This window comes from Nonomuraea solani (assembly GCF_900108335.1).
Taxonomy (GTDB): domain Bacteria; phylum Actinomycetota; class Actinomycetes; order Streptosporangiales; family Streptosporangiaceae; genus Nonomuraea; species Nonomuraea solani.
Window position 1 is genome coordinate 292,329 of sequence record NZ_FNVT01000001.1, and the last position, 17,244, is coordinate 309,572.

Annotated in this window: 15 protein-coding genes; 4 read left to right on the plus strand and 11 right to left on the minus strand. The window is 71.1% G+C overall.

Translation table 11 applies throughout. From position 1 onward, the window contains the following. The first annotated feature begins 113 nt into the window (after positions 1 to 113). Entirely contained in the window at positions 114 to 1,295 is a 1,182-nt protein-coding gene (locus C4V41_RS01400) for an ROK family transcriptional regulator (protein WP_200823679.1), read from the plus strand. Between the two features lie 185 nt (positions 1,296 to 1,480). On the opposite strand, the gene C4V41_RS01405 is transcribed toward C4V41_RS01400, so the two are convergent. From C4V41_RS01405 to C4V41_RS01420, 4 genes are read right to left on the minus strand one after another with little or no spacing between them, the layout of a single operon-like run. Further along, positions 1,481 to 2,920 carry a glycoside hydrolase family 3 protein gene (locus tag C4V41_RS01405; protein WP_103953866.1) on the minus strand — a complete coding sequence of 480 codons (1,440 nt, stop codon included), beginning with the start codon at positions 2,918 to 2,920 and terminating at the stop codon, positions 1,481 to 1,483. A gap of 58 nt (positions 2,921 to 2,978) precedes the next feature. Then, positions 2,979 to 3,830 (minus strand): carbohydrate ABC transporter permease, encoded by an 852-nt coding sequence (locus C4V41_RS01410; RefSeq protein ID WP_103953867.1) that lies wholly within the window; start codon positions 3,828 to 3,830, stop codon positions 2,979 to 2,981. Continuing rightward, on the minus strand, positions 3,827 to 4,840 hold the full coding sequence (locus C4V41_RS01415) for a carbohydrate ABC transporter permease (RefSeq protein ID WP_103953868.1): 1,014 nt from the start codon (positions 4,838 to 4,840) through the stop codon (positions 3,827 to 3,829). Before C4V41_RS01415 ends, C4V41_RS01410 begins: the two co-directional genes overlap by 4 nt. A 2-nt stretch (positions 4,841 to 4,842) precedes the next feature. Next, the gene (locus tag C4V41_RS01420) at positions 4,843 to 6,162 is read right to left on the minus strand and encodes an extracellular solute-binding protein (RefSeq protein WP_103953869.1); all 1,320 of its coding nucleotides are present in this window, start codon (positions 6,160 to 6,162) and stop codon (positions 4,843 to 4,845) included. A 136-nt stretch (positions 6,163 to 6,298) separates the two neighbouring features. Here C4V41_RS01420 and C4V41_RS01425 point away from each other — a divergent pair, with 136 nt between their 5' ends. The 3 genes from C4V41_RS01425 (at position 6,299) to C4V41_RS01435 (ending at position 9,274) form a co-directional block, all read left to right on the plus strand. Continuing rightward, positions 6,299 to 7,447, plus strand: coding sequence for an ROK family transcriptional regulator (locus C4V41_RS01425; protein WP_103953870.1), 1,149 nt, complete (start codon positions 6,299 to 6,301; stop codon positions 7,445 to 7,447). 12 nt (positions 7,448 to 7,459) lie between these two features. Then, positions 7,460 to 8,119: a M15 family metallopeptidase gene (locus tag C4V41_RS01430; RefSeq protein WP_103953871.1), complete on the plus strand. Its 660-nt coding sequence runs from the start codon at positions 7,460 to 7,462 to the stop codon at positions 8,117 to 8,119. A gap of 69 nt (positions 8,120 to 8,188) precedes the next feature. Continuing rightward, on the plus strand, positions 8,189 to 9,274 hold the full coding sequence (locus tag C4V41_RS01435; protein ID WP_103953872.1) for a carboxylate-amine ligase: 1,086 nt from the start codon (positions 8,189 to 8,191) through the stop codon (positions 9,272 to 9,274). 5 nt (positions 9,275 to 9,279) lie between these two features. Here C4V41_RS01435 and C4V41_RS01440 read toward each other — a convergent pair whose 3' ends face one another. The 7 genes from C4V41_RS01440 to C4V41_RS01470 all read right to left on the minus strand — a co-directional run bounded on the left by C4V41_RS01440 (position 9,280) and on the right by C4V41_RS01470 (position 17,186). Beyond that, complete coding sequence (locus C4V41_RS01440) at positions 9,280 to 11,064, minus strand: gamma-glutamyltransferase family protein (protein WP_200823680.1); 1,785 nt, start codon at positions 11,062 to 11,064, stop codon at positions 9,280 to 9,282. A gap of 6 nt (positions 11,065 to 11,070) precedes the next feature. After that, positions 11,071 to 12,033 (minus strand): ABC transporter ATP-binding protein, encoded by a 963-nt coding sequence (locus C4V41_RS63860; RefSeq protein ID WP_103953873.1) that lies wholly within the window; start codon positions 12,031 to 12,033, stop codon positions 11,071 to 11,073. Next, positions 12,030 to 13,034, minus strand: coding sequence for an ABC transporter ATP-binding protein (locus C4V41_RS63865; RefSeq protein WP_103953874.1), 1,005 nt, complete (start codon positions 13,032 to 13,034; stop codon positions 12,030 to 12,032). The genes C4V41_RS63860 and C4V41_RS63865 overlap by 4 nt, the downstream gene beginning before the upstream one ends. Next, positions 13,031 to 13,858 (minus strand): ABC transporter permease, encoded by an 828-nt coding sequence (locus tag C4V41_RS01455; protein ID WP_103953875.1) that lies wholly within the window; start codon positions 13,856 to 13,858, stop codon positions 13,031 to 13,033. Before C4V41_RS01455 ends, C4V41_RS63865 begins: the two co-directional genes overlap by 4 nt. Further along, positions 13,851 to 14,810, minus strand: a complete 960-nt coding sequence (locus C4V41_RS01460) for an ABC transporter permease (protein ID WP_103953876.1) — start codon at positions 14,808 to 14,810, stop codon at positions 13,851 to 13,853. Before C4V41_RS01460 ends, C4V41_RS01455 begins: the two co-directional genes overlap by 8 nt. Then, on the minus strand, positions 14,810 to 16,426 hold the full coding sequence (locus C4V41_RS01465; RefSeq protein WP_160150137.1) for an ABC transporter substrate-binding protein: 1,617 nt from the start codon (positions 16,424 to 16,426) through the stop codon (positions 14,810 to 14,812). Before C4V41_RS01465 ends, C4V41_RS01460 begins: the two co-directional genes overlap by 1 nt. Before the next feature lie 76 nt (positions 16,427 to 16,502). Further along, the gene (locus tag C4V41_RS01470) at positions 16,503 to 17,186 is read right to left on the minus strand and encodes a GntR family transcriptional regulator (RefSeq protein ID WP_103953878.1); all 684 of its coding nucleotides are present in this window, start codon (positions 17,184 to 17,186) and stop codon (positions 16,503 to 16,505) included. Positions 17,187 to 17,244 lie beyond the last annotated feature (58 nt).

Consider the following 17,244-nt stretch of genomic DNA (forward strand, 5'->3'; position numbering starts at 1 on the left):
ATCGGGGTGCGGGGGATGGTCATGAGGAATCCTCGTGTTCACCTGCGGCTGCACGCAAGGGCCGGAGCGCTAAACTTCCAACAACCTTTTCCGATTTGACGGCGGGATTCAGCGTGGAGCGACGCCCTGGTGTGCCCAGACTGCTCAGGGAGATCAACGACCGGGCCGCGCTGGAATTGCTACTGGCCACCGGCCCCATGACGCGGGGCCAGATCGGTGACCTGACCGGCCTGTCCAAGGTCACGGCCTCGCAGACGCTGGCCAGGCTGGAGGAGCGCGGCCTGGTCGAGGTGGTCGGCACCCAGGTCGGCGGGCGCGGTCCCAACGCGGCCCTCTATTCGGTGATCCCCTCCAGCGCGTACGTGGCCGGCCTGGAGGTCGGGCCCGAGCTGGTCTCCGCCGTGATCGCCGACATCCACGGCCACACGATCGCCGAGGTAACCGTCGAGCCCGACGGCCAGGACGACCCCGTCGCGGTGGTGCACGGCGCGATCACGAAGGCGTGCCGCAGCGCCAAGCTCAGTATCTCCAAGCTGCGCGGCGTGGTGATCGGCACCCCTGGCGTGGTCGATCCGCGCAGCGGCGACATCCGGTTCTCCTTCGACCTGCCGGGCTGGCACGAGGGCATCCACGAGGCGCTGGCCGGTGACCTGCGGCGGCAGGTGACGATCGAGAACGATGTCAACCTGGCCGCCATCGCCGAGCGCGCCGACGGGGCGGCCAAGGGGGTCGGCGACTTCGTGCTGCTGTGGGCCAGCCGTGGCCTGGGGCTGGCCATCATGCTCGGCGGGCGGCTGCACCGGGGGCGTTCGGGGAGCGCGGGGGAGATCGGCTACCTGCCGGTGCCCGGGGTGCCGTTGCCCGAGGACATCCGCACGCAGCCGGGGCGGCTGCCGTCGCTGGCCGGAGGGCTGCAGTCGCTGGTCAGCGCGGAGGCGGTGACCGAGCTGGCGCGGGGCTACGGGTTCGCGGCCGCCAGTGCCACCGAGGCCGTCAAGGTGGCGGTGGCGGCGGGGGCCAGTGGTGAGCCGATGCTGGATGAGATCGCGCATCGGCTGGCGCTGGGGGTGGCGGCGGTGTGCGTGATCCTCGACCCTGGGCTGGTGGTGCTGGCCGGGGAGGTCGGGCATGCGGGTGGGGCGGCGCTGACGTCCCGGGTGGAGGAGGCGGTGGCGCGGATCTGCCCGGTGCGGCCTCAGGTGGTCACCACTACGGTGACGGACAAGAACCCGGTGTTGCGGGGGGCGGTGCTGGCTGCTCTCGATCAGGTTCGGGAGGAGCTCCTGGCTCCGTAGACCACCGTCCGCGCCACCCCGCCGTACTTCGGTACATGTCCCTTTGGAGAAAGGGGCGGGGGATGGCGCAGGTCCGTTGGCACTGAAAGGCGTGGAGTGGTCCCGGTCCCAAGGGCGGGTGGGGGCCCGGGTCCGTTGGTGGCGCGAGAGACCCGGACGGTGGCGCAGGGGCCTTGGGGAGGGCGTCAGGCGGTCAGGAGTTCGATGGCGGCCTGGGCGTTGGCGCGGGCGGCGCCGTACGTGGCGATGTAGGTGGCGCTGGCGGGGCGCCAGACCGGGAGGCCCATTTCGATCACCGTCGCGTCCGGGCGGGCCGCCACCAGGGCCGAGACCAGGGAGCGGCTCTCCTGGTGCCGGTGGGCGTCCTTGACCACGACGACCAGCGACCGCCCGGTGGCCGTCGTCAGCAGGCCGGAGACGTCGGCGGCGGCCGGCTTGACGCGGACGATCTCCGCGTCCGGCAGCCACGGCCCCACCCCCCACGGCACGTCGCCGACGGCGATCGTCGGCGGGGTGTCCACCTCGATGACCAGCGGCTCGACCAGGGGCCCTGCGGAGCCGGTGAGGCGGACGGCGCGGCGGGCCGCATGGAGGCCGACCACGTTCTGCTCGGCCGCCACCCCCTCGGTGGCGCCGAACCAGGCCCGCAGCGCGGACACCCGGGCCGCCGCCTCCTCCAGGCGGGCCGGCGGCAGCCGGCCCTCGCGCACCGCCATGACGATCTCCGCGATGATGGCCTGGACGTCGTCGTACGTGGGCAGCGGCCCCAGGCACAGCAGGTCGGAGCCGGCCGCGAGCGACAGCACCGCGCCCCCGGCCAGGCCCACGCTCTCGGTGATCGCGTGCATGTCCAGCGCGTCGGTGACGACCACGCCGTCATAACCGAGCTCGCCCCTGAGCAGCCCGGTCAGCGCGGCCGCCGACAGCGTGGCGGGCGTCTCGCCCGTCACCGCCGGCACCGCCACGTGCGCGGTCATCACCGACTTGGCCCCCGCGCCGATCGCCGCGCGGAACGGCGTCAGCTCCCGCTCCCGCAGCACGTCCAGGCTCACGTCCACGACGGGGACCGCCAGGTGGGAGTCCACCCGGGTGGCGCCGTGGCCGGGGAAGTGCTTGACGCAGGCGGCCACGTGCGCCGACTGCAGGCCCTGGACCGCCGCGACCGTGTGCCGGGCGGCCAGCTCCGCGTCGGTGCCGAACGACCTGGTGCCGATCACCGGGTTGTCGGCCTCGCTGTTGACGTCGGCACTCGGCGCCATGTCCAGGTTGATGCCGCACGCGGCCAGCTCCGAGGCGATCGCCCGGTAGACGCGGCGGGTCAGCTCGACGTCGTCCACGGCCCCCAGCGCGGCGTTGCCCGGGTACGGGCTGCCGACGTGGTACGCCAGCCGCGTAACGTCCCCGCCTTCCTCGTCGAGCGAGATGACGGGCTCACCGGCTCCCCGTAGCGCGGTGGTCAGGCCGAGCACCTGGCCGGGATCGGCCACGTTGAAGCCGAAGAGCGTGACGCCGCCCAGTCCGTGCTCCAGCTCGCGCAGCACCCAGTCGGGCGCCGTGGTGCCCTGGAAGGCGACGAGCAGCGTGCCGGCCGCGAGACGGCGCAGCCCCCGATCACTCTGACTCATGGCTCCTCATCAGTTTCGTGGCATGGTCGGGTACGGCATCCGCGTGCCGTACGGGAGATCAGCCCTTCACGGCCCCGGCGACCAGGCCGGAGACCATGCGGCGTTGAACGAGCATGAAGAAGATGACCACCGGGATGGTCATCAGCGTTGAACCGGCCATGATCGCGCCCCAGTCGACGCCCTTCTGGCCGAAGAAGTACTGCAGGGCGACCGGCATCGTGTACCCCTCGGACCCGGACATCAGGTAGAGGGCGAAGACCAGGTCGTTCCAGGCGGTGATGAACGAGAAGATGCTCGTGGCCACCAGGCCGGGCGCGACCAGCGGGAAGAGCACCTTCCAGAAGGTCGTCATGCGCGAGGCCCCGTCGATCCAGGCCGCCTCCTCCAGCGACCTGGGCACCGCGGCGACGAACGTCCGCAACATCCAGACGCCGAACGGCAGCGTCAGGGCCACCTGGGTGATGATCAGCCCGAGGAGCTGGTCGCCGAGGCCGACCCGCTTGACCATCATGTACAGCGGGATGAGCAGGCCCTCCGCCGGCAGCATCTGCACGATCAGCAGCACGACCAGGAAGACGCCGCGGCCCTTGAACCGGAAGCGGGCGATGGCGGTGGCCGACAGCAGCGCGAAGGCCGAGCCGATGATCACCGTGCCGAGCGCCACGATCGCGCTGTTGCGCATGTAGAGCCAGATGGAGTTGTTCGCGACGCCCTCGGTCAGCACCCGTGCGAAGTGGTCGAAGGTGAAGTGCGTCGGGAACGGGATGAACTCCGTGGTGAAGATCTGGTCGTTCTCCTTGAAGCCGGTGGAGACCATCCAGTAGACGGGGAAGACGGCGTACAGGAAGACCAGGACGCCGGCCGTGTTCAGGAGGATCTTGCCGAGCCTCTTGCGGGCGAGGGGGGTCACATCTCCTCCTGCTTCACGATCTGCCGGACGTACACGACGGTGATGATCAGCAGGATGATCGTCAGTACGACGGAGATCGCCGCGCCGGTGCCCAGCTTCTGCGGGGCCTTGAACGCCTCGGCGACGGCGTACATGGACAGGTTGAAGCCGTCGCGGTTGGTGGGGCCGTTCATCAGCACGTAGAGCTGGCTGAACACCTTGAAGTCCCAGATGATCGACAGGATCGTCAGGACCGCGAAGACCGGCTTGAGCAGCGGCAGGGTGATCTTCCTGAACGTGCGCCAGGCACCCGAGCCGTCCACCCTGGCGGCCTCGTACAGCTCGTTGGGGATGCCCTTGAGGCCGGCCAGCACCGAGACGGCGATGAACGGGAACCCGGCCCACACCACGCACACGACGAGCGCGACGTAGAGGGGGAAGGCGTCGTTGAGCCAGGGGGTGCCCGTCCAGCTCGACTGGCCGGCGGGCGGGGCGGCCAGCCAGTCGGGCAGCAGGTTGAGCGCCCAGTTGACGATGCCGGACTCGGCGTCGAAGAGGGAGCGCCAGATGACGCCCTGTGCGACGGGCGGCACGGCCCAGGCGAACATGCAGCCGACGATCACGAACAGCGACATCTTCCTGCCGAGCCGGTGCAGCAGCACGCCGACCGCGGTGCCGACGATCAGCGTGAGGCTGACGGCGACGACGGCGAACATCACGGTGTTGCGCAGGGCCGACCAGAAGATGTCGTTGCCGAGGATCTTCTCGTAGTTCTCCAGGCCCAGCCACTCGGCCGGTTTGGTGCCCCTGATCTGCGCCAGGCCGACCTTCTGGAAGGACATGACGCCGAGCTGGTACATCGGATAGAGCAGCAGACCGGCGATGACCAGCAGGCCGGGGATGAGCAGAACGTACGGGATGCTCCAGGCCGGCATCCCGCTCGCCCGCGCGGGCCGGCCCTTCTTGTTCCGCCGGTGTCCCGGGGCGGGAGAGGAGTCCCTGCCCCGGGTGACCGCAGTCGTGTTCGCCATCGTTACTGGTTCAGGATCTCTTCGAGTTCCTTGTTGGCGGCGGCGAGGGCGGCCGGGGCGTCCTGCTTGCCCTCGATGACGGAGCGGGCCGCGTTCTGCAGCACCATCTTCGTCGCGTCCGCCTCCGACCAGTTCGGGTCCGCGGGGAAGGCCTTGGCCTTGGCGAACGCCTGGGCGAACGGGCCCTGCGCCGGGTCCTCGTTCAGCGCGGCGAGGGTGTCCGGGTAGACCGGGAGCAGGCCGCCTTCCTTGGCGTAACGGTCGGCCCAGGTCTTGCTGGTGGCCAGCTTGATGTACTCCTTGCCGAGGTCGGCCTCCTTGGTGCCGCCCCACAGCGCGATGTCGTTGCCGCCGAAGAAGGAGGGCGCGACGCCGCCGGTCTTGGCGGGCAGCGGGAAGAAGCCGAGCTTGTCGCCCTTCAGCTTGCCCTTGGAGTCCTCCTCGATGCCGGGCAGGTCCCAGCCGGCGGTGAGGTACATCGCGACCTTGTTGTTGGCGAAGCGCTTACGGATGTCGACCGTGTTGAGCGTCAGGTTGGCCTTGCTCGACAGACCGGTCTTGACCAGGCCGGTGTAGGTCTCGAAGCCCTTGGTGAAGCCGGGCTCCGACAGCTTGCCGACCCACTTGTCGCCCTCCTTGACGGCGAACTCGCCGCCCTCGGACCAGGCGAACGCGGCCAGCAGGTGGTTGGCGTCCGAGCCGCCGTTGAAGGCGAAGCCGTCCACCCCCTCGCCCTTCTCCTTCTGGACCTTCTGCCCGGCGGCGACGAGCTCGTCCCAGGTCTTCGGGACCTCGATCTTCAGGTCCTCGAACCAGTCCTTGCGGTAGAGCACCGCGCGGGCGCCGGCGCCCCACGGCACGGCGTAGATCTCGCCGTCCACGGTCTCGTAGCCGTAGAGGTTCTCGGGGATCTGCGACCGGTCACCCTCGCGGGCGACGTCCGTGATCGGGGTCAGCGCGTCCTGGCTCTGCCACATGGGCACCTGGTCGTTGCCGATCTCGGTCACGTCCGGGCCGGTGCCGGTGGCGGCGGCGGCGAACTTGTCGGCCACCTGCGGCCACGGGATCCATTCGAGCTTGACCTCGGCGCCGGTCTTCGTCTTGAACTCGGCGTTCAACTCTTCCATGTACTTGGCCGCGGCGGGGTTGCTGTCTCCCAGGCGCCACACGCTGAGGGTCTTGCCGGCGTACTTGGGGCCGGTGGCCGAGGCGGCCGCTCCAGGTGAGGACGTGGGGGGTGTCTCACCGGACCCACAGGCGGCCAGGCCCAGGGCCAGGGCGGCCGTGGTGACCGTAGTGGCTGTGATCTTCGCGATCCTCACAGGGTTCTCCCTTCCCGGGTGCCGGCCTACGGTCCGCACCAGGCTGATCGTCAATGCCGAACGATGCTGTTAAACTAACAAGAAACTTTCTTAAAAGAAACGCTCGTTAGCCGATCGTGACGGAGGGGGCCAGTCGATGAGCCGAGACCCGGGAACCCCCCGGTTGCTGCGCCGGTTGAACGATCGCGCCGCACTCGAACTACTCCTCGGAGACGGCCCTCTCACTCGTGCCGAGCTCGGCGAGCGAACCGGGCTCTCCAAGGTAACCGCAGGTCAGCTCCTGGCTCGCCTCGAAGACCGGGGGCTGGTCGAGGTCGCGGGGGAGCGCGCGGGGGGCAGGGGGCCGCACGCCGCCCTCTACGCCGTGGTTCCCTCCAGCGCGTACGTCGCCGGCCTCGAAGTCCTGCCCGACAGTCTGACGGTCGGTGTGGCGGACATCACAGGCCGGGTGGTGGTCGAGATCACCCTCAACCCCGCCGACGGCCGCGACCCGGTCAAGGCGGTGCACGCGGCCGTACGGCGGGCCTGCGACGCGGCGAACGTCAGCCTGTCGCGGTTGCGCGCGTTCGTCATCGGCACCAGGGGCGTGGTCGATCCGATCACCGGCGACGTGCGCCTGTCGGTCGACCTGCCGTCCTGGCACGTCGGCGTGCTGGCCAGCCTGCGCGAGACGCTCGGCGCCTCGGTGACGATCGAGAACGACGTCAACCTGGTCGCGCTCGCCGAGCACAAGTACGGCGCCGCCGCCGGCTTCGATGACTTCGTGGTGATCTGGGCCGGCGTCGGCCAAGGCCTCGGCGTCATGCTGGGCGGCCGGCTGCACCGGGGCATCACCGGCGGCGCAGGCGAGATCGGCTGGCTGCCGGTCCCCGGCGAGCCGCTGCCCTCCGACGTCCGCAGGCCGCAGTCGGGCTCGTTCCAGCGCCTGGTGGGCCACGACGCGCTGCGCGGCCTGGCCGAGGAGCACGGCGTGCCCGGCGTTACGGTGCCCGACCTGGTACGCGGCGGCGACGAGGGCTACCTGGACGCGGTGGCGGCCCGGCTGGCCGTGGGCGCGGCGGCCGTCACCGTCGTGCTCGACCCGGGGCTCATCGTGCTCAGCGGCGAAATCGGCCGGGCCGGTGGCGCGCGGCTGGCGGCCAAGGTCGAGGAGGCGGTGGCCCGCGTCTGCCCGAGCCGGCCGACCGTGGTCACCACGCGGGTGGCCGGCAACCCGGTGCTGCGCGGCGCCCTCGCGGCGGCCCTGGAGCAGGCCCGGGAGCAGGTTTTCTCCGACACTGTGTGAGAATTTCTGCCCATGTGGCAGTCCCCGCACGACGTCGTGCTCATGTCCGATCCCCGCGTGACCTCCATTCCGGTGCAGGAGTGCGGCGAACCGCTGGCCGACGTACGCGGGCGGCTCCGCGCGGACACCCGCATGGCCGACGACGTGGGCGCCTACGCGCAACTGCGCTCGGGGCTGCTGCGGCGGCTTGAGCACGCGGAGAGCCTGCTGCCGTCCGGCTACCACCTGCTCGTCGTCGAGGGCTACCGGCCCATCGCCACCCAGCGCGAGATCTTCGACGGCTACCGCGCCACGTTCCCCGACCTGTCGCCCGAGGAGTCGTACATCGCGGCCAGCCGTTACGTCTCCCCGGTCGAGGTCGCCCCGCACACGGCGGGCGCCGCCGTCGACCTGACCCTGTGCGCGCCCGACGGCACCGAATACGACATGGGCACCCAGGTCAACGACAACCCGGAGCAGAGCGACGGCGCCTGCTACACCGCCGCCCCGAACATCTCCGACGACGCCCGCGCCCACCGCAAGCTCCTGGGCGCCGCCCTGGAGTCCGCCGGCCTGGTCAACTACCCGACCGAGTGGTGGCACTGGAGCTACGGCGACCGCTACTGGGCCATGGTCACCCGGTCGGCGCACGCCCTCTACGGCCCCGTGGAGTTCAACCCCCTGACCCAGTAGGTTTTCCCGGGGGTCAGGCAGGGGCACAACCTTCGTACGGAGTTCTGGACTCCCCAGCGAGGTGTGGGCATGGTTCCGCTCATCGGGATCGAAGAGGAATACCTCGTCGTCGATCCCCGCACCCGCCACGTGGCTCCCCGAGCGGCCGAGGTCCTGGCCGCGGCGACGGACGTGCTGGACGTGGTGCATGAAATCACCCGATTCCAGGTGGAGGCCCGCACGCCGCCCTCCGCCGACCTCAGCGCACTGGGCTCGCACCTGCGCGCCGCGCGCAAGGAGGTGGCGGGCGCGGCCCGCTCGTGCGGACTGGCCGTCGTCGCGAGCGGCATCCCCGTCCTGGGGAACGTCATGCCGCCGCCGCTCACCGACGACGTCCGCTACCAGCGGGGCCAGGTGCTCTACCGGGCGCTGCAGGACGAGATCAGCATCTGCGCCCTGCACGTCCACGTGGACGTGCCCGACCCGGAGCACGCCGTCTACGTCGGCAACCACCTGCGGCCCTGGCTGCCGACGCTCATCGCGCTGGCCGCCAACTCGCCGTTCTTCGTGGGCCGCGACACGGGGTACGCCTCCTGGCGGGTGATCAGCTGGGGCCGGTGGCCGGTTTCGGGCGCGCCTCCCTACTTCTCCTCGTTCGGCGACTACGAGCTGGCCCTGCGGTCGCTGGCGGAGTCGGGCGTGCTGCTCGACCCCAAGACCGTCTACTGGGACACCCGCCCGTCGCCCAACCTGCCCACGGTCGAGATCAGGGTGGCCGACGTGCCGCTCGACGTGGCCGACAGCCTCACCCTGATCGGGCTCATCCGCGCGCTGGTGGTGACCGCGCTGGCCGCCGTCAGGCGTGGTGACCGGGGGCTGCCGGTGCCGGCCGAGGTGTTGCGGGCCGCGTACTGGCGGGCCGCCCGCGACGGGTTGCAGGGCGACAGCCTGGACGTGCGGCACGGCACGCTCGTGCCCGCCGCGGTGCTGGCCGGGCGCCTCCTGGAGCACGTCAGCCGGGCGCTGTCCGAGGCCGGCGACCTGACGTTCATCCAGGAGGGTCTCGACCGGCTGCTGCGCGCGGGGTCAGGGGCCATGCGGCAGCGCAGGGCGTACGCGAAGGGCAACGACCTGGCCGAAGTGGTGGACGACCTGATCGAGGCCACCGTCGCCTGAGGCTTTTAACGGCCGGCGGCGTAGCCCTGGGCGCCGCGCGGGTTGGCGGCGGCCTTGAGGAAGTCGCCGTCACGGGCGACCGCACTGAGCCTGCCGAGCGACCACGGGTCCTGCGCCTCGACCTCGTGCCCGCGCCGCCGCAGCTCCGCGACGACGCCCGGGTCCACGCGGTCCTCGACGTGCACGACGCCGGGACGGGAGCCGCGCGGGAAGAACGAGCTGGGGAAGTGCTCGGTGTGGAACATCGGCGCGTCGATCGCCTCCTGCAGGTTCAGCCCGCCGTGCACGAGCGCGAGGAAGAAGTTCAGGCTCCACTGGTCCTGCTGGTCGCCGCCCGGGGTGCCGAACGCCAGCCACGGCCGGCCGTCCCTGAGCGCGAACGACGGCGACAGCGTGGTCCGCGGGCGCGCCCCCGGCCGCAGCGACGCCGGCAGGCCCTCCTGCAGCCAGAACATCTGCGCCCGCGTGCCCAGGCAGAAGCCCAGCCCGGGGATGGTGGGCGAGCTCTGCAGCCAGCCGCCGCTGGGGGTGGCGGAGATCATGTTGCCGAAGCGGTCCACGACGTCGATGTGGCAGGTGTCGCCCCTGACCGTGCCGTCGCGCGCCACGGTCGGCTCACCGACGCCCTGCGGAGCGCGGGCGCCCGACAGGCCGGGCGCGTCGCTGGCCAGGGTGGGGAAGACCGGCAGTCTCGGCGTGCGCCCGCCCGGCGCGCCAGGGCGCAGGTCCTGGCTGGCCTCGGTGCCGATCAGCCGCCGCCGGTCGGCGTTGTACGCCTTGCTCAGCAGGTCGGACGTGGGGACGTCGGCGTCGCCGTACCAGGCTTCGCGGTCGGCGAAGGCGAGCTTGGCGGCCTCGGTGACCGTGTGAACGTAGTCGGCGCCCAGGAAGTCCGTCGCGCCGAGGTCGAAGCCCTCCAGCAGGGCGAGCTGCTGCAGGAACACCGGCCCCTGACCCCACGGGCCGGTCTTGCACACGGTGTGCCCGTGGTAGTCGTAGGTCAGCGGCTCCTCGACCGTGGCCGACCAGCCCGCCAGGTCGTCGCCGGTGAGCAGGCCGCCGTGCACCTCGCCGGAGCTGTCCCGCCAGGCCGTCGTGGCGCTGAACTCGGCGATGGCCTCGGCGACGAAGCCCTCGTACCAGACCTTTCTGGCGGCGGCGAGCTGTCCCTCACGGGTGCTCGCCGCGGACTCGGCGATCAGCCGCCGGTACGTCGCCGCCAGCACCGGGTTGGCCAGCTTCGTCCTCGGGGCCGGTACGTTCCCGCCGGGCAGCCACGTGGCTGCCGACGTCGGCCAGTCCTCCTTGAACAGGCCCTCGACCGACGCGATCGTCGCCGAGATCCGCTCCAGCACCGGCACGCCGTTCTCGGCGTAGTGGATCGCGGGGGCCAGCACGTCGGCCAGCGACCAGGTGCCCCAGCGCTCCAGCATGAGCAGCCAGCCGCCGAACGCCCCCGGCACGGTGGCCGCCAGCAGCCCCGTGCCGGGCACGATGTCCAGGCCGAGCCCGGCGTAGCGCTCGATGGTGGCCGTGGCGGGGGCGCCGCCCTGACCGCACACGACCGACACCCGCTGCTCGGCCTCGCTCCACAGCAGGATCGGCACCTCGCCGCCGGGGCCGTTCAGGTGCGGCTCGGCGACCTGCAGCACGAACCCCGCGGCCACCGCCGCGTCGAACGCGTTCCCGCCGCGCTCCAGCACGCTCATGCCGGTGGCCGAGGCCAGCCAGTGGGTGCCGGCGACCATGCCGAAGTCGCCCGTCAGCTCGGGCCTGGTGGTGAACAACATTGCTCCTTACTTGGCCGCGTCGGGGACGCGTTCCGCCGTGACGAGGTGACACGCGGCCGGATGGCCGTTGCCACGTGGGTCGTGCAAGAGGGGCTCGATGGTGCGGCACTCGTCGTACGCCAGCGGGCACCGCGTGTGGAACCGGCACCCCGGCGGCGGGTCGATCGGGCTCGGCACGTCACCGCCGAGCACGATCCTGCGCCGCTCCCGCTGCCTGACCGGATCGGCGACCGGCGCCGCCGACAACAGCGCCTGCGTGTACGGATGCCGCGGCCCGGCGAAGATCTCCGCCGTCGGCCCTGACTCCACGATCCGGCCCAGGTACATGACGGCGACCCGGTCGGCCAGGAACTCCACCACCGACAGGTCATGGGTGATGAACAGGCACGAGAACCCCATGTCCCGCTGCAGATCGGTGATCAGGTTGAGCACCGACGCCTGCACGGACACGTCCAGCGCCGACACCGGCTCGTCGGCCACGATCAGCCGCGGCTCCAGGATCAGCGCCCTGGCCAGCCCCACCCGCTGCCGCTGCCCGCCGGACAGCTCGTGCGGGTGGCGCGTGCGCATCTCCTGGCGCAGCCCGACCTTCTCCAGCATGGCCGCGACGCGCGTGGCGGCCTCGCGCCGGTCGGCCAGCCGGTGCCGCAGCAGCGGCTCGCCGATGATCCGCTCGACCGTGAAGCGCGGGTTGAGCGAGGAGTAGGGGTCCTGGAACACCATGTGGACGTCCCTGCGCAGCGGGCGCATGGCCCGGCGCGACAGGCGGGTGATGTCGCGGCCGGCCAGCTCGATCGTGCCCGCCGTGGGCTCGGTCAGGCGTAGCACGCACTTTCCGACCGTGGACTTGCCGCTGCCCGACTCGCCGACCAGGCCGAGCACCTCGCCCTCGCCGATCTCCAGCGACAGGCCGTCCACGGCGCGTACCGGGCCGTAGTGCTTGACCAGGTTGTCGATGCGCAGGATCATTTCCCACCACCTCGCTGGGTTCCTTTTCCGCTGTCCGGGATGTCCCCGCAGGGGTGAAAACAGGCGGCCAGATGGTCGTCGGCCTGGCGGGTGAGCGGGGGCCTGGACAGGCGGCAGTCCGTCTGGACGCGCGGGCAGCGGTCCTGGAAGGCGCACTCGTCGGGGTCCGTCAGCGGCGAGGGCACCATGCCGGGGATCTCCGCCAGCCGGCCGTTCACGGCCGCCGTGGGCAGGGCGTTCATCAGGCCCAGCGTGTACGGGTGCCGCGGGCGGGCGAACAGCTCGGTCACCGGGGCCTGCTCGACGGCGCGGCCCGCGTACATGACCACGGCCCGGTCGGCGATGTCGGCCACCACGCCCAGGTCGTGCGTGATCAGGATGATCGCGGTGCCCAGCCGGTCCCGCAGGTCGCGGAACACGTCCAGCACCCCCGCCTGGATCGTCACGTCGAGCGCCGTGGTCGGCTCGTCGGCGATCAGCACCCGGGGCGAGCAGGCCACCGCGATCGCGATCATCACGCGCTGCCGCATGCCCCCCGAGAGCTGGTGTGGATACTCCTTCACCCGCCGCGCCGCCGCCGGGATGCCGACCAGCTCCAGCAGCTCGACGGCCCGCCCCGCGGCGGCCCTCCGCGACATGCCCTCGTGCCGGCGCAGCACCTCGGCGATCTGGTAGCCGACGGTGAACGACGGGTTCAGCGAGGTCATCGGCTCCTGGAAGACGACCGAGACGGCCTTGCCGCGCACGTGCCGCATCTCCGACTCGGGCAGCGTGGTGAGCTCGCGGCCGTCCAGCGTGACCGAGCCCGACAACCGGGTCGTCTCGGGCGGCAGCAGCCGCGGCACCGACATCGCGGTGACCGACTTGCCGCAGCCGGACTCCCCGCACAGCGCCAGGATCTCGCCCTCGTCCAGGGTCAGCGAGATGTCCCTGACCGCCTGGACGAGGCCGTCCTCGGTGTCGAAGCCGACGCTCAGGTCGGTGATCTCCAGCAGGCTCATCGGGCGCTCCTCGGATCCAGTACGTCGCGCAGCCCGTCGCCGAGCAGGTTGAAGCCGAGCGTGGCCAGCGCGATCATCACGCCGGGCCAGATGGCCAGCCAGGGCGCGTCGCCGAGATACTGCTGCGCGGTCGTCAGCATCACGCCCCACGACGGCGTCGGCGGCTGCACGCCCAGGCCCAGGAACGACAGCGTGGACTCGCCGATGATCGCCGCCGGGATCGCCACCGTGGCCTGCACGATGAGGGGGCTGGCGCAGTTCGGGAGCACGTACCGGAAGATGATGTGCCCGTCGCCCGCGCCGTCGGCGACGGCCGCGGCCACGTAGTCCATCTCCCTGACCGCCAGCACCTCGCCGCGCGTGATGCGGATGACGGCGGGCAACTGCGCGAAGCCGAGCGCCAGCACCACGCCCTTGAGCGAGGGCCCGATGATCGCCGCCAGCCCGACCGCGAACACCAGGAACGGGAACGCCAGCGTCACGTCCACCAGCCGCATCACGACCGGGTCCAGCCAGCGCCGGTAGAACCCGGCGACCAGGCCGATCGGGATGCCGACGGCCATCGCCAGCAGCGTGGACAGCACGCCGGCCTGCAGCGACACCTGCGCGCCGTGCGCGATCCTGGCGAAGGCGTCCCTGCCCAGGTCGTCGGTGCCCATGGGATGCGCGCCCGACGGGGGCGCGAGCGTGGCCAGGTAGTCCTGCGCGGTGGGATCGCCGGTCACCAGCGGCCCGGCGAGGGCCAGCAGCAGGAACCCCGCCACCAGCACCAGCCCCGCCATCGGCATGGGACGCCGTTTGAAGCGCCGCCACAACCTAGTCATGGGTGCCTCCCGACAGCCTGATCCGGGGGTTGAGGAAGGCGTAGGCGATGTCGACCAGCAGGTTGACCAGCACGTAGCCGATGACCGTGATCAGCACGACGGCCTGGATGACGGGATAGTTCCTGGTCAGGACCGCGTCCACGGTCAGCTTGCCGAAGCCGGGGATCACGAAGATCTGCTCGGTCACCACGGCGCCGCTGATCAGCGCGCCGAGCTGCAGGCCGAGCACGGTCACCACGGTCGTCAGGCTGTTGCGCAGCGCGTGCGCGCCCACGACCTTGACCTCGGACAGGCCCTTCGACCTGGCCGTCCTGACATAGTCGGCCGACAGCGCGCCCAGCATGGCCGAGCGGGTCTGCCGCATCAGGATCGCCGCGAAGCCGGTGCCGAGCACGAGCGCGGGCAGGATCATGCGCTGCAGATTCTGTACGGGGTCCTCGGTGAAGGGGACGTACCCCGAGGCGGGCAGCACCCGCCAGGTGACCGCGAACAGCAGGATGCCGAGCAGGCCCAGCCAGAAGTGCGGCACCGACAGCCCGGCCAGCCCGAAGCCGGTCGCCACGTAGTCGGCCGCCTTGCCGCGCCGGACGGCCGCCACGATGCCCGCGCCCACGCCGACCACGATCGCGATCAGCATGGCGAGGGCCGACAGCTCCAGCGTCACGGGGAGCCGCTCGGCGATGATGTCGATCACCGGCAACTGGTCCTGGGTGGAGCGGCCGAGGTTGCCGGTGACGGTCTGGGCGACGTAGTCCACGTACTGGGCGGGCAGCGGCTTGTCCAGGCCGAACTCGGCCCGGATGGCCGCGACCACGGCGGGTGAGGCCTCCTCGCCCGCCATGACCGTGGCCGGGTCGCCCGGCAGCGCCCTGATGCCCAGGAAGATCAGGACGCTGGCCAGGAACAACACGATCACCGCGGACCCGCAGCGCCGGAGGATGAACCAGAGCATTACGCGGCGAACCCGGCGGTGACGAAGCGCGGCAGGCCGTCCTTGAAGTACTGGACACCGGCGACCTTCTTGCTCATGCCCAGGTAGTACTTGTTGTGGTACAGGTACAGGACGCCCCGCAGCTCGGCGGCCTTCTGGAGCGCGCCGGCGTACAGCTCGGCCCGCTTGGCCGGGTCCGACTCGGCGGCGGCCTGCTTGATCGGGTCGTCGATACCGGGGTCGGACATGCCGCTGTAGTTGTTGCTGCCGCGGCTGGTGACCAGGTTCGTGAGGTTGCCGTCCGGGTCCACGCGGCCCGACCAGCCGTTCAGCATGACGTCGAACTTGCCCGACTTGCCCTGCTCCAGCGTGCTGACGAACTCGGCCGTCTGCACGCTCACGTTGAATCCGGCCTCCTTGGTCATCTGCTGGATGACCTGCGCCAGGCGTACGTTGGTGGCGTCGTTGGGGCTGGTGAGCGTGACCGCGATCGGCACGGCCACCCCGGACGCCTGCACCAACTGCTTGGCCTTGGCCAGGTCGCGCTTGGGGCACCGCAGGTCCTGGGCCCGGTAGGGGCTGTCCAGCGGCACCGGGAAGCAGTCGACCTCGTGCAGGCCGTTGTAGACGGTCTTGTTGATCATGTCGCGGTCGAGGGCCAGCTCGAACGCCTCACGCAGCTCCGGGCTCTTGCCCAGTGCCGTGCTCACCGCGCCCGGCTTCTCGGTGGAGCCGGTCACGTTGCCGGTGTTGATCGTGATGCCGTAGTAGCCGAGGCCGCCGCCGGACACGACGGTCAGGTTCGGGTCGGACTGCACGCCCTTGACCGTGGTCGTGGCGAGCTGGTCGGCCACCTGTACGTCGCCGGACTTGAGGTTCGCGGCCCGGACGTTCGGGTCGACGATGATCTTGTACACGAGCTTGTCGAGCTTGACCTTGGCCGCGTCGTAGTAGTCGGGCGCCTTCTCCAGCACGATCTGGCTGCCGGAGGTCCGGCTCGCGAACTTGTACGGCCCGGCGCACACGGGGCTCGCGCCGAAGTTGTCGCCGCCCGCGTCGAGCGCCTTGGGCGACATGATCATGCCGGCGCGGTCGGCGAGCTGCGCGGTCAGCGGCGTGAACGCGCGGTCCAGCGTGAGCTTGATCGTGGCGGGATCGACCACGGTGACCTTGGTGACCGCCGCCAGGTCGGCCTGGCGGGCCGACTTCTCCCACGTACGGTGGCGGTCCAGCGACTTCTTGACCGCCTCGGCGTCCAGCGCGGTGCCGTCGTTGAACTTCACGCCCTCTTTCAGCTTGATGGTCACCTCCTTGCCGTCCTCGGAGACCTCGGGCAGGGCGCCGGCGAGCTGGGGGACCAGGGTGGCGGTGGCGTCGATGTCGTAGAGCTTCTCGCACATGTTCGCGAACACCTCGCGGCCCACGAGCGTGGTCGAGATGCTCGGGTCGAGGGCGTCGGGGTCGGCGTTGAGCGCGATGTTCAGCGTGCCGCCGCCCTTGACCGGCCGGTTGTCGGCCGAGGCGTCGGCTATGGAGGGAGGGGCCGCGGGCGTGCTGCCGGCGCCGCCTCCGCCGCAAGCCGCCAGGGCTAGGGGGAGGGCGGCGAGTGCCGCTACGAGCCTGGGGGACGGTCTCATGGGGCCTCCGTTTAAAGGTTTCTGGAGACTGTATACAAGACCTGACATTTCAGTGGTGTTTCATGACGCTGTGTTGTTATCTAGGCGTTTCCTCATCGTTCGGGTGGTTTGCGGTTTCATTGAGGAATGAGCGCCTGGCCGCGGCCACGTGGGCGACCGCCCTGGCCTGTGCCTCGTCCTCGTCGCCCGCCACGATGGCCTCGTACAGGCTGAGGTGCTCCGACCAGGAGTGCGGCCCGCGGACGGCGGCGGTCTGGCTGAAGACCCACTGGGCCCGCTGGAGCATCGGCTTCATCATCAGGGCGAGGTACGAGTTGCCCGCCGCCTCGCCGACGGCCAGGTGGAAGGCGGTGTTGAGGTCGGCCACCTCTTCCAGCCGCCCGTTGTCCACCGCCTCTTTGGCCTGGTCGAGCACCTGACGCAGCCGTGCGGCGGAGGCGGGGGAACGCTTGCGCGCCGCCAGCCGGGCCGCCAGCCCTTCGACGGCCATTCGCACGTCGAACAGCTCCTCACCCTCCGCGGCGGACAACCGTGCGACCGTGGCGCCGAGCCGGGGGACGACCTGAACGAAGCCCTCGGCGGCCAGCACCCGGATGGACTCGCGGACGGGGTTGCGCGAGACGCCGAGCGCGGCGGCCAGCCGATCCTCGACCAGCCGTTCGCCCTGGGCGAGCTCCCCTGACAGGATGCGGCGCCGCAGCTCGGCGGTGACCTCGTCGCGCAGGCTCCGGTGGGCCGCGCCCAGCGTCAGATCAGTCATAGCGGAACCACATCGTATACAGGAGGCCGCCTACGCCAAGCGGTCAGGTGCTCGGCCG

Excerpts from the sequence above, each read along its gene's own strand:
- C4V41_RS01435 (WP_103953872.1), top strand. The coding sequence starts at position 8,189 with ATGGTTCCGCTCATCGGGATCGAAGAGGAATACCTCGTCGTCGATCCC.
- C4V41_RS01405 (WP_103953866.1), bottom strand. The coding sequence starts at position 2,920 with ATGAGTCAGAGTGATCGGGGGCTGCGCCGTCTCGCGGCCGGCACGCTG.
- C4V41_RS01430 (WP_103953871.1), top strand. The coding sequence starts at position 7,460 with ATGTGGCAGTCCCCGCACGACGTCGTGCTCATGTCCGATCCCCGCGTG.
- C4V41_RS01440 (WP_200823680.1), bottom strand. The coding sequence starts at position 11,064 with ATGTTGTTCACCACCAGGCCCGAGCTGACGGGCGACTTCGGCATGGTC.
- C4V41_RS01425 (WP_103953870.1), top strand. The coding sequence starts at position 6,299 with ATGAGCCGAGACCCGGGAACCCCCCGGTTGCTGCGCCGGTTGAACGAT.
- C4V41_RS63860 (WP_103953873.1), bottom strand. The coding sequence starts at position 12,033 with ATGATCCTGCGCATCGACAACCTGGTCAAGCACTACGGCCCGGTACGC.
- C4V41_RS01415 (WP_103953868.1), bottom strand. The coding sequence starts at position 4,840 with ATGGCGAACACGACTGCGGTCACCCGGGGCAGGGACTCCTCTCCCGCC.
- C4V41_RS01465 (WP_160150137.1), bottom strand. The coding sequence starts at position 16,426 with ATGAGACCGTCCCCCAGGCTCGTAGCGGCACTCGCCGCCCTCCCCCTA.
- C4V41_RS01455 (WP_103953875.1), bottom strand. The coding sequence starts at position 13,858 with ATGACTAGGTTGTGGCGGCGCTTCAAACGGCGTCCCATGCCGATGGCG.
- C4V41_RS01460 (WP_103953876.1), bottom strand. The coding sequence starts at position 14,810 with ATGCTCTGGTTCATCCTCCGGCGCTGCGGGTCCGCGGTGATCGTGTTG.
- C4V41_RS63865 (WP_103953874.1), bottom strand. The coding sequence starts at position 13,034 with ATGAGCCTGCTGGAGATCACCGACCTGAGCGTCGGCTTCGACACCGAG.
- C4V41_RS01470 (WP_103953878.1), bottom strand. The coding sequence starts at position 17,186 with ATGACTGATCTGACGCTGGGCGCGGCCCACCGGAGCCTGCGCGACGAG.